We start from the raw sequence: 20,458 nt of genomic DNA, 5'->3' as shown, positions 1-20,458 counted from the left end.
GGCCGTGTCTACACGGAGCCCTGCTCCAGCCCGGCCAACTGGTACGAGCAGTGGTACGAGGACTGGGACGGCAGCCACTTCCGGCTCAAGAACCGCCAGACCCAGGCATACCTGGACAGTAACAAGGAGGGTGACGTGTACGTCATGTACGGGAACGGTGGCAAGAACCAGGCCTGGAGCTGACGGTCCCGAAGCCCGCGCTCCAGTTGCCGGAAAGGCCGAGTTCGCCGCGTGATGGCGTTGACGGCCTCGGCCTCCCCCGCCCGGCGGGTCAGCAGGTGGTCGAGTTCAGTCATCACCATCGGGGACACGACCAGGACCCGGGCCATCGAGAGCGCCTGGAACAAGGACGTCTATCTTTCCAGTCTGAAAGATAGACGTCCTTCAGACTGGGATGACGGGACATTTCAGCTCTGGCACTGAAGCCCGTCGCCACGGTGCGGAGCAGGTCGGCCTCCGCAGCACCTGGCTCAGGTCAGGCCTGGTGGACCCCCAGCGGCTTCTCGCCGGGCGGCTTGGGACGAGCACCGCCGGTCCACTGGCTTCGCCTGCCTCTACCGGTTCAGACCGCGACGAGGTTCGGCTGGCCGGAGACTCGTGGGGGCTGCTTGCGGTACAGCGGGGCGGCGATGTCCGAGAGCTGGCCGTCGCGGACCTTGACGGCGGCCAGGCGGGCACCGCGTTGACCGCGTCGACGAAGCCCTGCCCGGCGAGCGCGCCCTCGGTCCTGGCCATGGCGGCCGGAGCACGGTCACCGGCACCAGAGGCAGCTCCCTGTCCCCGCTGTGCGATCCGGCGTGGTCGGGTCAGGGCGCAGGGGAGGCGGTGAGTGACTCCAGTCCCTTGAGACTGTCGGTGATCACCCGTGTGGAGCCGGCCTGGCGGGCGAGTGTCAGGGCGCGGGTCCAGCAGTCTCTGGCCGCTGCCAGGTTCCCGAAGTGGGCGTGGGCTCGGGCGGTCGTCTCGAGGGCGTCCGCTGTGGCGGAGTGATCTCCGAGGGTCTCGGTGATGGTGACCGCCTCGCTGAGCGCGGCGAGGGCATCCTGCTGCTGCCCGAGGTGCCGGAGGGTGTCGCCGAGGTTGATAAGGGTAGCGGCGATCGGCCCGGGGAGGCGGTCGCGCCGGAATTCTTCCAGCACCCGGCGGTAGATCGGTTCGGCGGCGAGGGCGTTTCCGGATTTCAGATGCAGGCCGGCCAGGCCATGGAGCGACACCATGTTGTCGCGGCCCTCGACCTGTCGATGCAGCTCGGCCGAGCGCTCGGCTGCGTCGAAGGCTTCATCGAGGCGCCCGAGTTCGTCGAGAAGCAGCGCTGTGTTGCCAAGCGTTGCAGCAAGACCGCGCAGGTTTCCTTCGGCGGCATGGAGTTCCTCTGCGGCTTTCAGATGGGTCAGGCAGTCGTCGTACCGGCCGGCTTGGCCGTGACTGGCGGCCAGCAGATTGTGCAGGTCCGCCTCGACCTTGCGCTTCCCATGGGCTCTGGCAATGCCGAGCGTGTCGGTGGCGACGGCTTCCCACTGGCCGTCCCACCAAAAGCTGTTCCCGTAGCCGTGCAGCATGGTGGCGATCGCGAAGGCGAGGTGAGGCAGGCTGCAGTCGTCGGCCCGCCGGACAGCTTCCCGGATGGCGGGCATTTCGTGGCGAAGCCAGGTCAAGGCGTGTTCGGCCGAGGCGAACTTGGGCAGCGGGGCGGAGATGGAGGGCAGATCGGCCCAGCGCTTGCTCTCGTACGGCCAGCAAAGCGAGTCGGCGTGATGGACGGCGGCGGCGTACCAGGAGAGGAGACGCCCGAGGGCGGCGGCGTTGGCTTCTGCCGTCTCCTGGGTGCGGGCGAGTTCGGCCGCGTATCCAGCCATGAGGTCGTGGAGGCGGTAGGTGTTCTCCGCCGGTGACTGCAGGATATGGGCGTCGACCAGGACGTCGAGCATGTCCGCGGTGGCGCCGAGCGGCGCGCCGAGCAACGCCGCGGAGGCTTCGAGGGACAACGGGTGCCCCGACCACAGGCCCAGACGGTGGAACGCGCGGGCGGCATCTGCCTCCGCTCGTCGTCCGCTGTCCAGAAGAGCCTGATAGCTCATCGCGAAGACGGTGCGCACCGAGGTGTCGGTCGCGGACAGCAGTTCCAGTCGGCTGGGAGGGTCGGTCAGCCGGTCGGCGAGGACGCGCAGGGGCCAGTTGGGGCGGTTGGCGATGCGGGCGGCTGCCAGACGTAGGGCCAGGGGCAGGCCCCCGCATGCGGCGAGGATGCGTTCGGTCGCCTGTGGTTCCGCGGCGACCCGGCTCTGGCCGCAGACCGCGGCCAGCAGGTCCTGTCCCTCCGGTCCGAGCGGCTCCAGCACGATGTGGGTGCCGTCGAGGTGGCCGGCCAGGGCACGGCGGCTGGTCACGATCACGGCCGAGTTGCCGGTCCCGGGGATCAGTGGCACGACCTGGGCGCTGTCGGCGGCGTTGTCGAGGAGCAGCAGTACCCTACGCTCGGCGAGTGTGGCCCGGAACAGGGCGGCCCGGTCGTCGGCGTGCTCCGGGAGGTCCGGGCCGGGTATGCCGAGGTCGACGAGGAACCGCGCCAGCAGTTCCTGCGGCTTGCGAGCCTGCACGGTGGCGAAACCGTTGAGGTCGGCGTAGAGCTGCCCGTCCGGGTAGTGGGCCCGCAGGGTGTCGGCCGCCTGGACGGCCAGGGCGGTCTTTCCGACGCCGCCCATGCCGGAGATGACCACGGTCAACGGAGGAACGTGGCCGCCCTGGCGACCGGCACCGTGCGGTGCCGTCAAAGCGGCGTTCAGCAGCGCGAGTTCGTGTTGCCGGCCGATGAATCCGCCGACGGGCCTGGGCAGCTGAGAGGGGACCGCCGACCGGCTCGCCCGCTCTGGACCTGCGGGCGGCACCGCCGGGGAAAGGACGATCTGGTGGGCTTCCTGCACGAGCGGGCCGGGGTCCACTCCCAGTTCTTCGGCCAGTTTCTCCCTCAGCTCCCGGTGCACCTCCAGGGCGTCCGCGGTGCGGCCGCTGCCGTGCAGCGCCAGCATGAGCTGGGCATGGAACGCCTCGCGGAGCGGATGCTCGGAGGCAAGCGCCGTCAGGTCGACGACCAGCTCACGATGACGCCCCGCCCCCAGCCCGGCCGTGAAAGCCCACTCCAGCAGAAGCAGCCTGGTTTCGCTGAACCGGGCGGCTTCGGGAGACTCCGCCAACGCGGGCAGCCCAGTGAACGGATGACCGCGCCAGAGCGCGAGCGCGGCCTGCGCCTCGGCCGTGACGGCAGGCCAGTCCTGGCAGTCCATAGCCGCGCGCGTCCGGTCGGCCCCGGCGGTGAAGATCGAAGCGTCGAGCTCCTCGTCGTGCTGCAGGGACAGCAGATAGCCCCCGCCGGTCGAGCGCAGACGATCGCCGCAGGGAACGAGCGCAGTCCTGAGGCGGTTGGCGAAGTTGTGGAGCGACGCAGTGGCGGTGCGCGGTGGTGAGCCGTCCCACAGCAGTTCCAGAAGATGGTCCGTCGACACCGCCTGACCACCCGCCGCGATCAGAACGGCTAGCAGCAGGCGCACCTTCTGGCCGCCGACCTCGACCGGCCGCCCGTCGATCTCCACCTGCAGCGGCCCGAGCACACCGAAACGAATCCCCACAAGCCCCCCAGACGATGCCCGGCAGAAACCGGACCTATCGCACAAGGACGATCATACAAGTCGGATCCAGTACCCGTCCGGCTGCACCGGCCCCTCACGGAACCAGTGCTCCGTGATCAACACCCTCGTACTCATGCCCACTCCACCCCGTACTCGGCGAGCTGCGCCAGCTGGCCCGGCGTCAACTTTGCCCGGCGAGCCTTCTGGTTGTTGAGCCACGCGCCGAGCGCCACGTGCTGCACCACGACCCGGTCCTCCCCATCAGGCCCGGCCTCCGCGCTCTCCAGCGGCTGCTTGTGCGGGCGCGGAACCCGCGGGTGGCCGTGCTGCTCGACGAACGCCGCCAGCGCGGCCACGCCCTGAGCGAAGCGGTCGCCCCGGGACACCGTCGGCTTCGCCTCGGCCGCGGCCTTGGCGGCCACCAACTCGGGGTCCTCCTCGATGCCGATTGCGGCCAGGAGGTCCTTCTGGTCCTCCTCCAGACCGGGCAAGCCGGCGCGCTGCGCGAGCACCCACCGGCCGAGCTGCTCACCCTCGAACACGGTCTCCAAGGGCAGGGCGGGCCAGTCGACCTGGCCGTCGGACTCCAGCCACCACTGCCGGGCCACGCTGTAGGCGCGCTGCCAGACGATCGGCCAGGCGGGGCACCACCACGGGTCGATCTCTTCCAACTGCCGCCGCCGCCCCGGGTCCAGAGCCCCCTGCTCGCCAGCCGGCACCTGCGCCGCCGGTGGCGGCCAGCAGGGTCTCGGCCGCGTGGAGCAGGTCGATCAGCGCGGGCTGGGTGAGGGTGAACATCGACGCCCGGCCGACGGGTCGGGAGTCGACCAGGCCGCACTCGCGCAGGCAGGCGAGGTGCTTGGAGACCGTCGACTGGGCAAGGCCGAGCTGGTCGACCAGGTCCACCACGCGAGCCTCGCCGACCGAGAGCCTCCGCACGATCGCCAGCCGGGCCGGATCACCGAGTGAGCGGAAAAGGGCAGCAGCGGGCTGAAGGCCGCCCCTGCCGGAAACCACATCGGTAGCTGTCATCGCCATATGGCGATGACAGTCCCAACGGGAGCCTCCTGGCGTGCCCACGGTGCTGTCGAAACCCGTGAACATTTCGATTCACCTCCCCGCGCCCGATGCCTCCCGAATTGTCCATCGTCACCGGACCGAGTCGAGTGGGTTCTGCGTCAACGAACTCAGTCGCCGCAGGTACGCGTCATCACCTCGTCCAGCCACCCCTCGACGCCGACCGCAGACCCCAAAGCACCCGATTGCCGAGCCGTCGAGTCACGTGTTCCGTGACAAACCGGCATATACCAGTGGCCAGGCACGACACAAGGACCTGGAAGCACGCCGGCCCAGGACCGCCGGTGGTGCTGTCAGCGATCCAACGATCGGCCTCGTGGGTGATGCGGATGGGAACTGCCGTGAGCAGGGCTGCTGTGAGTAAGTTGCCGATGGTCGGCGCGTTGTTCTGGGCGATCAAGATCGTGGCGACCACCCTGGGTGAGTCGGTATCGAACTTCGTGTCGATGGCACCGCTGAACCTCGGCTACGCCACTGCCGCGATCATCTTCCTGGTGGCGTTCGGGCTCGTCCTGACGGTGCAGCTGAAGATCGACCGGTTCCAGCCGGTGGTGTTCTGGTCGGTGATCCTGACCACCAGCATCGCGGGCACCGCAATGTCCGACTTCATGAACCGCACCGCCGGCCTGGGCTACGCCGGCGGCGCGACCGTGCTGACCAGCCTCCTGGTTGCCGTGCTCATCGGGTGGCGGTTGACCGGACAGACCATGGACGTGGAACGGATCGACACCACCCAAGGCGAGATCCTGTACTGGACCGCGACACTGGTGTCCAACACGCTGGGCACCTCCAGCGGCGACTTCCTGTCGAACGGTCTGGGACTCGGCTTCCGCGACAGCGCTCTGCTGCTCTCCGGGGCGATGCTGCTGATCCTCGCCGCACACTATCTGACCCCGGTCTCGGGCACCGTGCTGTTCTGGGCGGCCTACGTGCTGACCCGCCCACTCGGGGCGGTCGCGGAGAACGCGGTGGAGAAGCCCATCGCGCAAGGCGGACTCGGGGTGGGAACCACCATCACCTCCGGTGCCCTGCTCGCCCTACTGATGGTCCTGGTCGGTTACCAACTACTCGGCAACGACGAGCAAACCCGCACGGCAGAAGACACTGCTCTCTAACGACCTACGCCCAACACCAGCCCCTTCCACGACCCGCTCACACGGCGCTGCACAAACGGCGAACCCCGCACCATTCACGAACACCTTTCGCCCTGCTGGAACACCACACGAGCAACCCCCCTTGACCTGGACCACCACGGGCGGCCGGACCGGCCACCCCACAGTGGCTTTGTTCACGAGAACCCAAGCTCTCGGCAGGGGCCCGCGCTGCCCGAAGCCATGAACTGTTCGATTTCTGCCGAGCTTCGAGTGCTGCCCAAACTCGTGTACAGGTGCTGTCGGTTCTCGTGAACAAAGCCACCAGCGCGTCGGCGGTGCTCGGACCCCTGGCCGACGAGGCCCGATACGTCAACCGAAGGGTCAGCTACAACCTCCGCCGGGCACATGGCACTTCGATCCCGCTCCAAGTCGTCCTCCTCACCCGCCGTCGACGTGCTGGAATCGGAGACAACATCACCGAGATCATCGAAGGCCACGGAGGGCTCACCCGCTTCTGACCCGCGGCCAACCGGGCCTAGGAGCTCGCGCAGATAGGCGTGTTACGGACAGGGAGGGGGCGCTCAGATAACCGGAGCAGTCACCGAGGCTCGGGTGGTGGCGGAGATGAGAGCTTCGCGAGGTACTCGCGCTGCGGCGGCCAGGGCACGGCCCACCGGATAGGCGTGCGCGCCGGCTGGGAGGTGGCCGGGGCGACCGCTGAGTACCACGTCGATGGAGCCCAGGACGCTGTCTGCTTCCCTGGTGCGGTTCAATCGTCGCAGTACTTGGTGGGCGACTGCTTCCGCGCTGTCGTACAGGATGGTTCCGGCGGGCAGGCTCTGCAGAATCTGTGGAGCCACCAGGGGGTAGTGCGTGCATCCCAGCACCACGGCGTCGCAATTTCGCGGGGTTCGCTCGGCCGCGTCGGCGATCGCCTCCGCTGCGGCAGCCATGTCACCGTGGTCGATCGCTTCGGCCAGGCCGGGACACGCGACCCGCGCGACTGGAGTGCCGTTCGCGAAGTCCGCGATCAGACGCTCCTGGTAGTCACTTGCGGTGGTACGGACGGTCGCCCACACGGCGAGGTTCTGACTGGCTGCTGCGGCCGGCTTCACGGCGGGGACGGTGCCGATCACGGGAATGCGAGGCTCGAACGTCTCGCGCAGGGCGTCAATCGCGGTGACGGTGGCGGTATTGCAGGGGACCACGATGGCCTCCGCGCCGCGCTGTGTGGCCAGGTGGGCGGCAGTGAGTAGACGGTCCGCGACGAAGGAGGCGGTCTTCGGACCCCAAGGGGCGCCCTCGGGATCCAGAAGCAGAAGCAGATCGAGTTCCGGGGCGAGGTGCCGAAGCCAGCCGGCGGTAGGGAGAAGGCCAAATCCTGAGTCGATCAATGCCACCGTCATAGGGGTCAACGTACCAGTCGGATCTCGGCCTGCAAGATCGCGATGAACGCTGCCTGATGCGGCACCCGCTCCCTGGTTCCAACTCGCGTGACCAGGTTCCAACTAACGTGTCACGGCTCATCAGACTGGCCAACAAGCCGGGAAAGATTGGCCGGCTGGCCTGCAAGGTGGCCAACTACGAAGCAAAGTCACATCCCGGCACAAGGCCGCAGCCGGCCCGGTGCGAGTTGCCTCTGAGATTGCTTCTGGCGGTTGCTACTCGGGCTTGCTACTAGGGCTTGCTACTTGAGGTTGCTACTCGGGGTTGCGTGCGGTGCCGCCGGAAGCGGCGTTTCAGCAGCTCAGAGCCCGTTTGTCCATAGGTCGTCGGGCGCCGACTACTTCTCCCTGGGCATCTCGGCGGTGCCGGGTGAAGTCCGAGCACCGGAGCGTCGAAAGAGAGGAGGAGTAGGAGAGTCGGCGCGCAGAGCAGGAGCGGAGACGAGATCCCGGCAACCTGATGCTGCGCGCCAATGGCGTGACGGGTTGTCCGCTGCGCGGTGGCCCGGTGGCCCCGCTGCGCGGCGCCACCGGCCGGGAGGAGGAGCGGGAAGGAGGGCGGCCGGGACGGCCGGCGGCAGGCCACCCTGCGGCTCCGGCTCGCCGCCCACAGCTCGGTCCACCCGCACGCCCGTCCACCCCGGCTGTTGAGTGGGTGCCAGACCGGGGCGGCCGGGCCGCGCTGGACCAGGTCCTCGATCCGGCTGGTGCCGGCCGGGACGGCGGTGAGCATCTCGGCGACGGCCGGGTTCTCCTCGGCGGCCAGCCACAGGTCCGCCACCGCCGAGCGCACCCCGGCCGCCGCCGTGCCGACCAGGACCACCAGCAGCCGCGGGAAGGACCGCCAGCGCCGCTGGTGGCTGCGGGCCGAGCTGCCGCCTGCCGAAGAGTCGGCCGCCCTGGTCGCCGAGTTCGACCGGATGCGGGTGCTGGTGGCCACGGCGTGGATGCAGGCCGCGGACCAGCTGGCGGTCGTCCCGGACGCACCCACTGCGCTGACCAGCCCGTACTGGTACGGCCAGGCTTGCCCTGCGCCGTCTACCACCTGCACGACACGGCCGACGGCATGGAACCGTAGGGCCCGACCGGGGGAAGAGCACATGGCCCGTTCCCGGCATTGGAGCTGCCGGGAACGGACCACAACGCATTCTGCCGCCTTGCCGCGCCTCGGCCGACCTCGGTGGGTATCCGGTCGCGCCGGAGGGCGAGGGCGCTCTCGCCGCGCAGGGGACGGCGGTCTCCGCGTTGCCGGGGTGAGCCGCTTCTCAGCCCGCTGTCAGCACGGCGTGCAGTGCCCGGGCCTCCTTCAGCAGGCGGGAGGAGCCGCGGCGGGCCGCAAGCGCCTCGACCAACGGCAGCGCACCGGTCGCGCCGCTGCGGGCGGCGCAGTCGGCGGCGATGGCCAGCAGCTCCGGCACGCCGCGTATCGGCTCCGGGGCCAGCAGGCCCGGCAGGGCGGCGCGGAGGACCGACCAGACCGTCCTGTAGGCGCCGGACTCGGCGGCCTGACGGAGGGTGAGCGGCACCCGGTTCAGCGGGGCCATGCCGCAGCGGACCGCCTCGGCGAGATCGGCGCCGAGGCGGTCCGCGTCGAGCGCGTCTTGGGCGGCGAGCAGCAGCAGCGCGTCCACGACGGCCGTGCGGTCCTCCGCCGTCGCCGCGCCGAGCGCGCACGCCACCGTCAGGTGGACCCCGGGGCCGGCCGGACCGCCCGCCTCGACCAGCTGCGGCAGCAGCTGCGCGCCCTTGGCGCCGTACTGGGCGGCTTCGACGATCGCGTTGCCGAGCCGGACCGCCAGCTCCTCGCGGTGGCATGGCAGCACGGCGAGGGCGTAGGGCGTCGCGATGTCGCCGTAGGCGAGGATGTGGCGCCCCTCCCCGTCCACCATTGGGTTGAGCATCCGGCGTATGTCCGGGTGGAGCAGGGGCTCCTGATCCGGCGCGAGCCCGGGCTGGGTGACGCGCGGGCACGCACGCGGCCCCGCCCCGGCCGGCAGCCGCTCGGTGCGCTGGCCGGGCAGCCCGCCCTGGGCGAGCCACTGGGCCAGCCGTCGGCCCTCCGCCGAGCGGAGCTGCACGGCTGCCGCCTGCACCGCCGGATCGTCCGTCGGCAGGACGCGGAGCAGCGCCTGGCTGAAGTCAGCCGCGCCGACCTCGCCCTCCGCCGCCTCCAGGGCGGCGAGGCGCTCCACCAGCACGGCCGCCTCCAGCCCGCCGTCCGCGTAGCTGGGCGTGGCGACCAGGAAAGGCGTGCGTCCGAGCACGATGAGAGCGGCGGCCTCGTGCATCCGGGTGGCGTGGACGGCGCTGAGGCGCTCCTGATGTTCTGTCCGGAGCGGGCCCTGCCCCTGCAGCATGGCGTGCGCCCGCGCCTCGGTGACCTGACCTGCGGCCGCGGCCGCGGCGAGGGCGATCCAGGTGTGGTCTGGAGACCAGACGCTGAGCGTCTCGGCCCACTCCTCCTCACCCAGTACCGGCTTCAGCGCCGCCCGGAGCGCCTCCCTGTCCCGGAACGCCTCGCGGACCAGGCCGGCCAGCGTCCGCTCGAAGGCGGCGACGCTGTCGTCGCCCGCCAGCACGGCGGCCAGCTCCTCGGCCACGCCGACGGGACCGTCCAGCGGCTCGGCCAGCGGCACCGACTGGGGGAGCAGCGGCAGCAACTCCTCGTAGGGCGCTGCCGCATCCGAGGCGGCGGGGGCGTCCAGGCCGAAGAGCGCCACCGCACTGGCGGCCTGGGCCGGACCGAGCAGCTCGGTCGCTGCCTGCAGTTCGGGCAGCAGGGCAGGACCCGCCACCTTCAGGTGACGCGCCGCCACCTTGAGCGCCCGCTCCTGCAGTTCCGCGTCGCTCTGCCCGAAGGCCAGGGTCGCGCCGCGCACGGCCGCCGCCGCCCAGTCCGGGGAGCGCCGACCGGAGCGGTCCAGCCAGGTGAGCTGGGCGCGCAGCAGCTTCTTCTCGCTGCGGAAGAAGACCGTGGCCGAGGCCTCGGTCAGGTGCTCCGGCTCCAGCAGGCCTGCGGCGTCCGCCTCGGCGAGCTGTGCCTGGCCGAGGGCGGCCACCGGCGACAGGCTGTCCAGCAGCGGCAGGTAGGCGCGGATCCGTGCGGCGATCTCCTCCGGGGTCGGCGCGAGCTCCTCCAGCAGCCGCTGGAAGCCGCGCTGGTCGCCCGGCCGTCCGCCGCGCGCCAGCCGGGTCAGGCAGCGGTCGAGTATCTCGTCGCGCTCGACCACGCCGGCCTCGATCAGCCCGAGGACCGCGCCGCGCCACGCCTCGCCCAGCTGGTCGCCCGCGCCGACGACGCCGAAGAGCCCGAGGAGCAGCGAGGGGGTCGACGGCGCCTGGACCAGCCGGAGCAGCAGCTCCCGTCGGTACTCCTCGGTCGCGTAGGGCGGGACGTGGTGGCGCTGCCACGCCAGCACCACACCGTCCGTGACCGGCACCGGCAGGCCCGTGGCGCGGGCGAGGCGGTCGATCGCCGGGTACTCGTCGCCGAGCCAGGCGGTGGGCCGTCGTTCGGCGATCCTACGCAGCACCTCCGACTGCCATTCCGGACTCTGTTGGTCGACGACGGCCAGGACCGCCTCGTTCTGCCAGACCACGATCCCGGCGGGGGAGCCGACTCCGCTCGCCCAGGAGAACGCGGCGGAGGGCGCCGTGTTGCAGCCCAGCCCCGCCACCAGCAGGGCCAGCTTGTGGCCTCCCGAGTGTTCCCACCAGGCGACGGACAGCTTCTTGCGGCGGCGCTTGAGTTCGGGCAGCAGGGCGCGGCGCTCCGCCGGTCCCAGTGCGGCCAGCGCAGCCACGACGCCGTTGGCATCCCCAGCGTCCACACAGTCCAGCAGGCTCATCGCGCCGCCATCTCCTTCACATCGTTCGAGGCGGCGGTCTCCGCCGCCAAGCCCACCGCCAGCACGTGCTTGCACGGTCCGCGCCCGCCGCGGTACTTGGCCCACCAGAGGCAGGTGCACCCCAGCGAGCCGGACCCGCTGCACATGATCCTCCACGTGCACCAGCGCCCCGCCGTCGGCCCGTGGCCGGACCGCCCCCACGGCGACCAGAGCGCGGGCGGCCCGCAGCCGCGGGTTGCGGGACTCCGCCCGGCCAGCGTCGTAGGGGAGCTGGCGGTGGATGGTTTTGTTCACGAGAACGGACAGCATCTGTTCATCACTTTGGGAGGCGCCCAACCTGCGCCGTGTTCGATGTTCACGAGATGCGACAGCACCTCGCAGGTGGCCCCGGGGCGGGTTCAGCGGCGGATGCTGACCAGTAGCCTGGCCAGCGCGAGGACCATCCACCTGTCGAGGTAGAGGAACGTGGTGGTCGGGGAGACGGCGCTCCACAACACGCCGGCGATCACGGAGGCGGCGAGGTTGCCGAGCGACTGGACCGTGGCCAGCGCGCCGAACGCGGAGCCCCGTAGGTCCTTTGGGACGAGCGCGGCAACCGCGGCCTGTTTGGCGGTCTCCACTGCGCCGATGCCGCTCCGGCGGGCACGAACGGCACCGCCAGCATGTGCCGGTAAGGACGCAAACAGTGGTGATCTTGTGATGGCGTCACCCGTGTGGGTGGTCCGGGGCCGTACGGCTGCGGTGGGTGAAGCCCCGCGAGGACGATCGACGAATGAAGAAGTTTGCCTTAATGGCCGTTCCGCTTGCCCTCGCCGCAAGCCTCGCCTTTGCCCCGACCGCCAGCGCTGCCCCCGCGGATACGCCCACACCAGCCCTGGGCTGCACCCAGGTGCTCAACCTCGACAAGCCGCCGTTGGGCACCAACATCGACGCAATCAACCGCGTAGCCGCGGCACTGGGCCTGCCCGGAGTTCCGAAACGCCTCGGCGTCGTGTGCGAAACGCCCGAGCAGACCGACGCCGAGCACGGCGTAGTCAACTACCCCGGCCATGGCCCGATCATCCTGCGCAACACCGGACCAACCCTGTTGCAGGAGTACTGCGCCAACTCAGTCAGCGCGATCGGTGGGAGCGCCCCCCTCCCTGGCACCAACATCACCACCAGAGGACGGGTCGTCTTCGGATCCGGCTGCGTCACCCAGCCCAACCCGATCGCCATGTGAACCGGAGCCGGGCAGCAACCGGAGCTAAACGCTCCTGGGCGCCCACAATGGCCTTGCACCCCGATTCCCGGGGTGCAAGGCCATTTGTCGTTAGCGCAGCAGGCCGTCATCGACGTCGGCGAGCAGGCCGCCGCGAAGGCCTGCGGCCGCTCCGGGCCGTTCGGGGGTTTCGCAGTGTGTCAGAACGTTCCGCCGCACCGGCAGATCCCACAAGACCGGGAGGGCCGTGCAGACACCTGTCCTGAGCGCTGAGGTCCGTCATCCGCTGTCGAACCTCGTGAACATTTCGAATCCCGCCTCAGCGCCCGGTGCCTCCCGAAGTGATGACCAAGTGCTGCCCGTTCTCGTGAACAGAGTCAGGTGGAAGAAGGCCGCCTCGGCGGTGTTGCGAATCTGCAGTTCGTTGTCACCTGGTGGTCAGGTGGTGTCACTGATGTCTGATGACGGCCTGGGCTGGGGGAGCGTTGGCGGGGGAGTAGATGGTGTCACTCTGGCGCGGATTTCCGCTGACATCCTGTGACGTGTCATGGTGACAGAGTCGTGCAGTTCCCCTGGCCAGTGCGGCCGCCCGGGGTGGTCGAACTGGTGCTGCTGCGGTTGACCTGGGTCGGCGAGGGCTGATCACGCGAGGTTGTGCGTGCTGTGCCCAGTCGGCTCATCAACCCGAGAGGTCCTTTCCCACCCCGTCCGGCAGGCTGTGTCGGTGCGAGGTCCTACGCTGCGCCCGGAACGAAGCCGAGCAGACAGGGACTGTCATGGCGTTGACGTTGGATGAGGCCGTGGATCAGCTCGGTCACCGGTTGTCGCCGAAGCGGCGTTCCGCCGCAACGCGGCTGCGCGGGCTTGCCGACCCCTCAGCGGGTCCGCCGCTACTGGAGGCCCTTCAGCGGGAGGTTCGTGACTCCCGTACGTGGGAGACCCAGTACCACATGGTCATGGCGCTGGGGATGTGCGGCTACCGTCCCGCGCTGGGCTTGCTCCGGGACCTTGCCCGGCGCCCGTTCGAGGCGACCATGGTGTACACCGCGCTCGGTGACGCGATCGTCCGGCTGAGCGCTCCCGAGGCCATAGCCGGTTCCCTGCTCTGGTGCCTGGACAGCGGTACCCCGATGCTCGCCGACGGCGCGTTGCGTGCCGTGGCGATGCAGCGGCTGTGCCTGGACACGGCCACGATCGACCACGTCCTGGACCTTCTTGAGCCTCTGGACCCCCACGACGGTCTCCGGTTCTGGGCCGCGGCTGCCGCAGCGGGTTGGCAGGGTTCCCGGGTCACGAGGTTTCTCCACGAATGCGCAGCCGGTCCCCGGTCCGATGTGGCCGGTGCGGCCAACTCATCCCTGCAGGGCACGTACCAGACCTACACGCCCTTGTAGCAACGCGGCCGATCAACGTTCGACGGGCACGCCGGTGCTGCGCCGGTGGCTGTTCGCGGTCGTGGCCGGCCTCGTGGTTCCCGCAGTCCTGGTGGGGAAGTGGGTCAGCGGCCGGCGAGGTGGTGGGAGGTGGAGTGGACTTCCGCGAGCTGGGCGGTGGTGAGGCGTCGGGCTTCCCAGATGACGGCGGCCACGTCTGCGGCCCGTGGGTGGAGGGGTGGCAGGTCGTCTGGCAGGCGGATGCCGCCGGCCGCCGCCAGAGCGCGGGCGGGAATGCCGAGCAGGCCCGCGAAGCCGGCCACCAGCTCGGGGGTCACTTCGACGGTGCCACGGCCGATCCCGCCGATGGTGGACGCAGCCAGGTAGATCCGCCCGCCGGTCACCGCGTACAGGGCCTTGGCCGTGCACGTCCAGGTGAGGTTCCGGCTGTGCGTGAGCTCCAGGAGCACCGCGCCGAAGCCCGGCTCGTACCGGTGGTACGGCCGGTCAAGCCCGCCCCGTCCCTCCCGCGATACAAGGGGCTGTGCCCGGATCGCGTCCAGCAGCGGGCGCCGGTTCTCGGCAGGCATGACCATCGTGTTGTAGACGACGGGGCTGACCGACCAGTGTGGATTGCGGGTGACCGGTGTCAGGTCGTCGGGTACCGGCTGCCCGGCCAGGACGAAAAGGCCGGCGGCGTACAGGCTGAGCACCGGACCGAGGCTCCTGAGCAGCCCTTCGGTCGGCGGCTGCCCGTCGAGCACGGCCTGCAGCTCCTCCGGGCCGGTGCCGACCGCCGTCGAGAGCACCGAGGCGTCGAGCGTTCGGTGCCCCATCAGGCGCGCCAGCAGCGCGCGGAACTCCAGCACTCCTGTCATTCCGTCAGCTTATCGACCTACGCAGAGGCCATCTGGAGCCCGTCCGGTGGCCCGTGTTGCATCGGTGTCCGGCGCCGGCCGGGTCCGGCCGCCCTGGCCGCCCGCGCGACGTCCTGCCGGCTCGCGGCTGACGGGTGGCGGTCGTCCTGGTCGGCCGCCAGGCCGTCCCGCTGCGCCCTGCCCCGGGCCGCTGTCCTGGTCGGCCCCCGGTGCGCCCCGGTTAGTGTGTCGGGCCGGTGCTCCTGGTCGACGTCGACTGCTCCACCATGGCCATCGAGCGGTTGACCGCGAAGTTCACCGCCTACCGCGAGCTGTTCCGCGTCAAGGGACCGCGACAACGGCCCGGCCCTCGCCGACGAGGAACCGGCGGACCGGGTGACGCACTGGTGGCGCCGGACCTGGCCTGGCCACACCCGTGCCGGCTACCCGCCGGTCGTCCTGGTCGTCACCGACGCGGGGCCGGTCGCGCTGGCGAACCGGCAGGAGGCGGTGGCCGACCTGTCGGCCGAGGTCTGGGGCGGCAGCTGGTGGACCGTCACGCGGCACGACAATGACGGGGACGGCTGGCGGGTCTACGACGACTCGGTGCCCGTCGTCGCCACCACGCTGGAGCTGCTGGCGGAGCACGGGCCGCTCGGCCCGGTGTGGCGGCGCTTCGGCCGCGCCGGACGGCATCCCCTGGTTGATGCCCTGGACAACCCGGACACCGTGCCGCCTACGACCGGCGCCAGCACGCCCGCGAGGAGAAGGCCCGCCAGGCCCACCGGGAGCTGATGCAGACCCTGTGCCGGAAATTCCGACAACCCCCTCTGTCTGCCCCTCTGCCCTGGTTGCCCGCGAGCCCGTCGTGCTGCACCCATGCTGTGCTCCAGCAGCCGGTCCGGCATCACCTCAAGGCCGGGGGCCGTGGATGGCGGCTTGCTGGTCCAGGTAGGCGATCTTCTCGCGGACCTGGTCGAGGCTGAGGGCAAGGAACGTCTCGAGGGGCGCGTAGGCGCTCCCTGGCGCGAGGTTAGTAGCCGCTGCCGCGCTTGATCTGGGCCCGCTCGACCTCGGTGGTCGCACCCTTTTGGTCCAAGGTGTCGCACGCATCGGCGATGTCCCGGGTCAGACGCTCGATCTGCTCGCGGCTCAGGGTCTCCTTGACCAGGGCACGCAGGATCTTCACCCGCTCCGCGTTGGGCGGGAGCGTGTACGCCGGCACCATCCAGCCGCGCTCGGCCGAGAGCTGCCAGGCGATGTCGGACTCGTCGTACGAGTGCTTACCGGCGAGGCGGAAAGCGACCAGCGGCAGCTGCTCGAGGTCGCTGCCGATCACTTCGAAGCGGCCGCTGCTACGCAGGTTGTCCGCCAACGCGTGGGCGTTCTTCTGCATCGTCTCCAGGACGTAGGCGTAGCCCTGACGACCGAGTCGCACGAAGTTGTAGTACTGCGCGAGCACATGCGACGCGCCGGTCGAGAAGTTCAGCGTGAACGTCGCGTCGGTTTTGCCCAAGTAGTTCTCGTAGAACACGAGGTCCTTGGCCAGGTCGGACTCCTCGCGGAAGACCAGCCAGCCGATGCCGGGGTAGACCAGGCCGTACTTGTGCCCCGATACGTTGATCGAGCGGACCTGCTCGAGCCGGAAGTCCCATTTCGAGTCCGGATAGAGGAAAGGCCACACGAAGCCGCCGCTGGCGCCGTCGACGTGGATTGGGATGTCGAGGTCCCGCTCCTTGCGGATGTCCCGCAGGAGCTTGTCGATCCCGACGACGTCGTCCTTCTGGCCGGTGAACGTGGTGCCGACGACGGCGACTACACCGATCGTGTTCTCGTCGATGTGGGGCTCCACGTCCTCCGGGCCGATCGTGTACTTGTCCTCGGCAAGCGGCACGATCCGCGGCTCGACGTCGAAGTAGCGGCAGAACTTCTCCCACACGACGTGGACGTCGCCGCCGAAGACCAGGTTGGGCCGGTCGACCGACAGGTTGGCCGCCTGGCGGCGCTCCCGCCACTTCCACTTCAGCGACAGCGCCCCGAGCATGATCGCCTCGGACGAGCCCTGGGTCCGACATCCGGTGGTCTTTCCCGGTGCGTGGAAGAGGTCGGCGAGCATGCGCACGCAGCGCCGCTCGATCTCGGCGGAGATGGGGTACTCCGCGTGGTCGATGAAGTTGCGGTGGAGGTTCTCGGCGATGATCCGTTGCGCCTCCGGTTCCATCCATGTGGTGACGAACGTGGCGAGGTTGCGCTGCGGGTCGCCCTCCATGACGAGGTCCTCATCCACCAGCCTCATGGCGTCCGTCGCGGTCATGCCCTCCTCGGGGAAGGTCTCCGAGGGAGCAGGTTCGGTCAGGAAACGGTTTCCGAACAGGGTCGCGACGTCTCTCTTGGTCATGCCGACGATTCAACCGTTTCCCAAGCGGGGGCCAATCTCAGGACCTCGGGTCGGGCTTGGGTTTCACCAAAACAGCGTACTGTCGTGCCGCGGGCTGGGTCAGCCGGTGCGCGAGAGCGCGTGGGCGGCACCCTTCCGACGGCACGTGCCTAAACCCGCCGCTCGGCCAACCGGTCCTGTCGTCTGCCTGGCTGCGCACTGCCCCGGCGCCGATGATCGCCGGGACCGGCCAGCTGGCCGCGTGAAGACGGGCGTACCGGAGCCCTGTGCCCTGCACCCGGAGCAGGTGGCCACCTACCCGTTCGCCGGTCTCCTGCCCGAGGAGCTGTGCGCCCGGCTCGACGCCTGGGACGAAGCGCAGGAAGAGGAGGCCGAGCAGTCGGCGGACGAGAACGCGGCCGAGCCGGTCGGCTACCAGTACGACCTGTCCATCCCGCCCGGCTGGCGCGTCGGCGGCTTCGCCTCCTGGCACGCCACCGACCCGTACCCCATGGACTGTCAGACCTGCAGGACACCGATGCGCCTCTTGCTGACCATCGACAGCTCGGAGTGGGACGGCGGCAGCGGCAGCTGGAAGCCGCTGGAGGACCGAGACCTTCCCACCCATCGGTCCGCCACCCCTACCGAAGTCACCGTAGGCCGATTCGGCGAGCTCAACGTCTTCGCCTGCCCCACCGATCCCGACCATCCGCACCGCTGGAGCATCCAGTAGCTCATGGGTGCCGGCCCCACGCCTGTGCGGCAACCCGCTCATCGGCGAGCGCGGGTGCTGTTGCTCCTCGTGAACATCGAACACGCCGCACGCCGGGTGCCTCCCGCAGTACTGAACAACTGCTGTCCACGGCACCGAACTGGGCTACGGAGCAGCGTTACCACCACTCGCTTTCCCGGATGGGACCGCCCTGCTGTCCCCTCGTCCTCGCGCTGCGACGTGGCGGTCGGCGGCATGGTGGGGTGGAGTCAGTCGCGGCCGAGGCGGTGACGGAACGATCGGCGCCCTGGGCGGCTCCGGCCCCGCAACGACGTCAGTGGTGGTGGCGCGGGTCGGGCTCGGTCTGCGTCGTGTCTGCCCGGGGGTGTTGATCAGGCGGAGAGGCTGGCGGCGAGGGCCTTGGCTTTGGCGGCGGCCTCCTCGTGGGCCTGGGCGCGGGAGGCGTCCGACATGTCGATCAGGTCGGCCATCGCCGGGACGGAACGGGCCAGGGTCAGCTCGGGCGTGATGACGTCGACCTTGAGGCCGAGCAGGCCGGTCAGCACCTTCTCCAGGTAGCTGGCCGCGAACTCGAAGTCCTCGCGCGGGGTGCCGGGCGCGTAGGAGCCGCCGCGGCTGGCGACGACGGTGACGGGCTTGCCCGCCACGGAGGAGTTCTCACCGCCGGTACGGCCCATGATGATCACCTGGTCCAGCCACGCCTTGAGGCTGGAGGGGATGGTGAAGTTGTACATGGGGGCGCCGATGAGCACCGCGTCCGCGTTCTCCAGCTCCGCGGCCAACTCGGCGCGCAGGGCGGAAGCGGCCTTCTGCTCGTCCGTGTGGTCGGCCGGGTCGGTGAAGGCAGCCGTGATGCCAGCAGCGGAGATGTGCGGCAGCGGCTCGGCCGCAAGGTCGCGGTAGACGACCGTGCCCTCGGGATGCTGCTCCTCCCACGCCTTGCGGAAAGTGGCCGTGACGTCGCGCGAGGCGGAGCCGTAGGGCAGGGCGGAAGAGTCGAGGTGCAGCAGGGTGGCCATGGGGAGCTCCAGGGGTGTTGGGGAAACGTGTGTCGGCCTGCGCTTCGCGGCGCGGGTGTGGTGGGAGTGTGTACGGGGTGCTGCCTGCGCGGTTACGCCTGGTTGGTCTGCGGGGTGGTGTAGAGGATGCTGCGCGGCTGCACGGTCAGGTGCTGCGGTGCGGTGGGCAGATCATGCCGGAGGGTGATCCGGTAGCGGATGGCCGTGTTGCCGCCGTCGGCGAGGATGCGGCCGGTGAGCGGGATGTGGGTGTAGAGGGTGCCGGTCTGCGAGTCCAGGTCCACCCGCTCCCAGTGCCGGGTCGCGGTGTCGAACCACTCCAGGCGGATGTCGTCGGCCTGGAGGTAGGGGCCGTGCTCGGGGGACAGGACGAGGATCTGCACGGCCTGGGCGAGGCGGGTGTCGCCGGCGTAGCGGACGGTGAACTCGTGTGGGCGGTGGTCGGCGCCGACCTGGTGCACGGGCAGCGACGCGATTCGCAGGCCGGCATCCGCCGCCACGGGTGATACCGACGCGTGGGAGGCGGCGGGCGATGCGGGAACGGTGGCGGCCATGGCCTGGCCGGAGACGCCGAGGGCGGCTGCGCCGGCGAGGAGGAGGGAGGTCGTCGCGGTGGCGGCCCGTCGCATGGTCTTGCGGTTCATCGTTCTTCCTTCGTGGTGACTGGAAGCCTGGCTGCGTTCGGCGCAGGCCGGAGGGGGAGTCCCCGTCGGCCGAAGAGCTACGTTGAAACTTCAACCAACACGAACCACCGTACGGGCGGTAACTTGAAGCGTCAAGTGATGCTGCGCACGTTGGCGAGCTGCCGGCCCGGCCGCCTCCAGGCGCGTCCGGGCCGGACGCTGCCGCTTCGGTGCTCAGGCGCGCCGCGCGCGATGGCGGTCAACGAGACCGTGCTCGCCTTCGTCCTCGGCGGCACCGCGCCTGGGGCCGCGGGCGGCGTCGGCACCGTGCGCTCCTGGTCAACCGAGACCGAGTTCCCGCTGCCCGGCGGGAAGCGCGAGGTGCGCCCGGACGGGGTGTGGCAGGCCCCGGAGATCGGGGTACCGGTGCTCATGGTCGAGGTCGACCGCTCCACCATGGCCCGGCCCGCCAGGCCCTGATGGTCTGTACGAGAGTGCCACTGGCCGTTCGTCATTCCGTTGCCACCCTGTCGGGAGCAGGTGCGACCGGGCGCGTTCGATTTCTGCTCGATTTCTGGGGTCTCTGTGGCTGCTCCCGGGTGGTGCTGGGTCCAGGGTTTCGCGGGGTGGATCTGCCAGTGGCCTCTCATCCGTGGCGTGGACGTCGGCGGGGTCCGGGGCGTTGGACTCTGGGGCGGGCGCGTGGCGGGCTGCCTGCTCGATCATGCCGGACGGGTGGTGGTGTGGGCGTGTGGGCCGCGTGTCCACAACTACTGACACGTACCGCCGATCGATGGGGGCACGTGTGACGAACCCCCAGGTCAGCTACGTGCAGACCATCAGCCCCATCGAGTTCGAGGAGAAGTACTACGCCAACCCGGCCACGGCCGAATCAGTGAACCTGAAACCCCGTAAACCCGTCCTGACTAGCTGATCGGCAGCTACCGCACGGCGGGGGAACCTCAACTCTGTCGGGTCGGCGCAACCTGGTGAAGCACACTGGCTCGGGAGCCAATTCCGGACGACGAGGGAGTCTGATCATGACCGCTGTCGACGTACTCGTGGCGGGCGCGGGCCCGGTGGGCCTGACGGTGGCGGCCGAGTTACGGCGGCACGGCGTGGACTGCCGCATCGTCGACCGGCTGGCCGCCCCGGAGCCCTATGCCAAGGCCATCGGCGTCCTACCCC

Annotated in this window: 19 protein-coding genes and 2 pseudogenes; 10 read left to right on the top strand and 11 right to left on the bottom strand. The window is 70.1% G+C overall.

Annotated features, from left to right (window positions below):
• Positions 1-183: hypothetical protein (locus tag ACFC1R_RS36380; protein WP_375946002.1), on the top strand; the 183-nt coding region annotated here is incomplete at its 5' end.
• A gap of 623 nt (positions 184-806) precedes the next feature.
• Here ACFC1R_RS36380 and ACFC1R_RS36375 read toward each other — a convergent pair.
• The 3 genes and pseudogenes from ACFC1R_RS36375 to ACFC1R_RS36365 form a co-directional block, all read right to left on the bottom strand.
• Positions 807-3,623 carry a BTAD domain-containing putative transcriptional regulator gene (locus ACFC1R_RS36375; protein WP_375946001.1) on the bottom strand — a complete coding sequence of 939 codons (2,817 nt, stop codon included), beginning with the start codon at positions 3,621-3,623 and terminating at the stop codon, positions 807-809.
• 131 nt (positions 3,624-3,754) lie between these two features.
• Positions 3,755-4,294 carry a helicase associated domain-containing protein gene (locus tag ACFC1R_RS36370; protein WP_375946000.1) on the bottom strand — a complete coding sequence of 180 codons (540 nt, stop codon included), beginning with the start codon at positions 4,292-4,294 and terminating at the stop codon, positions 3,755-3,757.
• 151 nt (positions 4,295-4,445) lie between these two features.
• Positions 4,446-4,655, bottom strand: a pseudogene (locus ACFC1R_RS36365) (ArsR/SmtB family transcription factor); the annotation flags it as partial.
• 329 nt (positions 4,656-4,984) lie between these two features.
• Between ACFC1R_RS36365 and ACFC1R_RS36360 the strand changes: the two are divergent.
• Both ACFC1R_RS36360 and ACFC1R_RS36355 read left to right on the top strand, forming a co-directional pair.
• On the top strand, positions 4,985-5,815 hold the full coding sequence (locus ACFC1R_RS36360; protein ID WP_375945999.1) for a hypothetical protein: 831 nt from the start codon (positions 4,985-4,987) through the stop codon (positions 5,813-5,815).
• A gap of 272 nt (positions 5,816-6,087) precedes the next feature.
• Complete coding sequence (locus ACFC1R_RS36355; RefSeq protein ID WP_375945998.1) at positions 6,088-6,312, top strand: hypothetical protein; 225 nt, start codon at positions 6,088-6,090, stop codon at positions 6,310-6,312.
• Positions 6,313-6,375: 63 nt separating this feature from the next.
• Here the strand turns inward: ACFC1R_RS36355 and ACFC1R_RS36350 are convergent, their stop codons facing one another.
• From ACFC1R_RS36350 to ACFC1R_RS36335, 4 genes and pseudogenes are all read right to left on the bottom strand, one after another.
• Complete coding sequence (locus ACFC1R_RS36350) at positions 6,376-7,200, bottom strand: glutamate racemase (RefSeq protein WP_375945997.1); 825 nt, start codon at positions 7,198-7,200, stop codon at positions 6,376-6,378.
• 1,304 nt (positions 7,201-8,504) lie between these two features.
• The gene (locus ACFC1R_RS36345; protein ID WP_375945996.1) at positions 8,505-11,087 is read right to left on the bottom strand and encodes a DUF6493 family protein; all 2,583 of its coding nucleotides are present in this window, start codon (positions 11,085-11,087) and stop codon (positions 8,505-8,507) included.
• Positions 11,084-11,366 (bottom strand): annotated as a pseudogene (locus tag ACFC1R_RS36340) (SWIM zinc finger family protein); the annotation flags it as partial. The gene ACFC1R_RS36345 and the pseudogene ACFC1R_RS36340, both read right to left, overlap by 4 nt.
• 119 nt (positions 11,367-11,485) lie before the next feature.
• Entirely contained in the window at positions 11,486-11,707 is a 222-nt protein-coding gene (locus tag ACFC1R_RS36335; protein WP_375945995.1) for a hypothetical protein, read from the bottom strand.
• A gap of 152 nt (positions 11,708-11,859) precedes the next feature.
• On the opposite strand from ACFC1R_RS36335, the gene ACFC1R_RS36330 reads away from it, so the two are divergent.
• Both ACFC1R_RS36330 and ACFC1R_RS36325 read left to right on the top strand, forming a co-directional pair.
• Positions 11,860-12,309 carry a hypothetical protein gene (locus ACFC1R_RS36330; protein ID WP_375945994.1) on the top strand — a complete coding sequence of 150 codons (450 nt, stop codon included), beginning with the start codon at positions 11,860-11,862 and terminating at the stop codon, positions 12,307-12,309.
• A gap of 935 nt (positions 12,310-13,244) precedes the next feature.
• On the top strand, positions 13,245-13,682 hold the full coding sequence (locus ACFC1R_RS36325; protein WP_375945993.1) for a hypothetical protein: 438 nt from the start codon (positions 13,245-13,247) through the stop codon (positions 13,680-13,682).
• A gap of 104 nt (positions 13,683-13,786) precedes the next feature.
• Here ACFC1R_RS36325 and ACFC1R_RS36320 read toward each other — a convergent pair whose 3' ends face one another.
• Positions 13,787-14,539, bottom strand: a complete 753-nt coding sequence (locus ACFC1R_RS36320) for a hypothetical protein (RefSeq protein ID WP_375945992.1) — start codon at positions 14,537-14,539, stop codon at positions 13,787-13,789.
• A gap of 375 nt (positions 14,540-14,914) precedes the next feature.
• Here ACFC1R_RS36320 and ACFC1R_RS36315 point away from each other — a divergent pair, with 375 nt between their 5' ends.
• Positions 14,915-15,313 carry a hypothetical protein gene (locus ACFC1R_RS36315; protein WP_375945991.1) on the top strand — a complete coding sequence of 133 codons (399 nt, stop codon included), beginning with the start codon at positions 14,915-14,917 and terminating at the stop codon, positions 15,311-15,313.
• 238 nt (positions 15,314-15,551) lie between these two features.
• On the opposite strand, the gene ACFC1R_RS36310 is transcribed toward ACFC1R_RS36315, so the two are convergent.
• Positions 15,552-16,916: a glutamate decarboxylase gene (locus ACFC1R_RS36310; RefSeq protein ID WP_375945990.1), complete on the bottom strand. Its 1,365-nt coding sequence runs from the start codon at positions 16,914-16,916 to the stop codon at positions 15,552-15,554.
• 241 nt (positions 16,917-17,157) lie between these two features.
• Here ACFC1R_RS36310 and ACFC1R_RS36305 point away from each other — a divergent pair, with 241 nt between their 5' ends.
• Entirely contained in the window at positions 17,158-17,628 is a 471-nt protein-coding gene (locus tag ACFC1R_RS36305) for a hypothetical protein (protein ID WP_375945989.1), read from the top strand.
• A 371-nt stretch (positions 17,629-17,999) separates the two neighbouring features.
• Here the strand turns inward: ACFC1R_RS36305 and ACFC1R_RS36300 are convergent, their stop codons facing one another.
• Both ACFC1R_RS36300 and ACFC1R_RS36295 read right to left on the bottom strand, forming a co-directional pair.
• On the bottom strand, positions 18,000-18,647 hold the full coding sequence (locus ACFC1R_RS36300) for an FMN-dependent NADH-azoreductase (protein WP_375945988.1): 648 nt from the start codon (positions 18,645-18,647) through the stop codon (positions 18,000-18,002).
• Between the two features lie 92 nt (positions 18,648-18,739).
• Positions 18,740-19,291 (bottom strand): hypothetical protein, encoded by a 552-nt coding sequence (locus tag ACFC1R_RS36295; protein ID WP_375945987.1) that lies wholly within the window; start codon positions 19,289-19,291, stop codon positions 18,740-18,742.
• A gap of 231 nt (positions 19,292-19,522) precedes the next feature.
• On the opposite strand from ACFC1R_RS36295, the gene ACFC1R_RS36290 reads away from it, so the two are divergent.
• The 3 genes from ACFC1R_RS36290 to ACFC1R_RS36280 form a co-directional block, all read left to right on the top strand.
• Positions 19,523-19,750 carry a hypothetical protein gene (locus ACFC1R_RS36290; protein ID WP_375945986.1) on the top strand — a complete coding sequence of 76 codons (228 nt, stop codon included), beginning with the start codon at positions 19,523-19,525 and terminating at the stop codon, positions 19,748-19,750.
• Positions 19,751-20,075: 325 nt separating this feature from the next.
• A complete protein-coding gene (locus tag ACFC1R_RS36285) occupies positions 20,076-20,204 on the top strand; it encodes a hypothetical protein (RefSeq protein WP_375945985.1) in 129 nt (42 codons plus the stop codon).
• 106 nt (positions 20,205-20,310) lie between these two features.
• Positions 20,311-20,458, top strand: a 148-nt coding sequence (locus tag ACFC1R_RS36280; RefSeq protein WP_375946003.1) for an FAD-dependent monooxygenase, incomplete at its 3' end; no start/stop codon positions are given.

This window comes from Kitasatospora sp. NPDC056138 (genome assembly GCF_042264695.1).
GTDB lineage: Bacteria > Actinomycetota > Actinomycetes > Streptomycetales > Streptomycetaceae > Kitasatospora.
Note: the sequence above shows the minus strand (reverse complement) of the source record. Positions and strands in the feature narration are given on the sequence as shown.

Coding starts and splice junctions, on each gene's coding strand:
- ACFC1R_RS36350 (WP_375945997.1), bottom strand. CDS start 7,200: ATGACGGTGGCATTGATCGACTCAGGATTTGGCCTTCTCCCTACCGCC.
- ACFC1R_RS36345 (WP_375945996.1), bottom strand. CDS start 11,087: ATGAGCCTGCTGGACTGTGTGGACGCTGGGGATGCCAACGGCGTCGTG.
- ACFC1R_RS36330 (WP_375945994.1), top strand. CDS start 11,860: ATGAAGAAGTTTGCCTTAATGGCCGTTCCGCTTGCCCTCGCCGCAAGC.
- ACFC1R_RS36325 (WP_375945993.1), top strand. CDS start 13,245: ATGGCGCTGGGGATGTGCGGCTACCGTCCCGCGCTGGGCTTGCTCCGG.
- ACFC1R_RS36320 (WP_375945992.1), bottom strand. CDS start 14,539: ATGACAGGAGTGCTGGAGTTCCGCGCGCTGCTGGCGCGCCTGATGGGG.
- ACFC1R_RS36310 (WP_375945990.1), bottom strand. CDS start 16,916: ATGACCAAGAGAGACGTCGCGACCCTGTTCGGAAACCGTTTCCTGACC.
- ACFC1R_RS36300 (WP_375945988.1), bottom strand. CDS start 18,647: ATGGCCACCCTGCTGCACCTCGACTCTTCCGCCCTGCCCTACGGCTCC.
- ACFC1R_RS36295 (WP_375945987.1), bottom strand. CDS start 19,291: ATGAACCGCAAGACCATGCGACGGGCCGCCACCGCGACGACCTCCCTC.
- ACFC1R_RS36290 (WP_375945986.1), top strand. CDS start 19,523: ATGGCGGTCAACGAGACCGTGCTCGCCTTCGTCCTCGGCGGCACCGCG.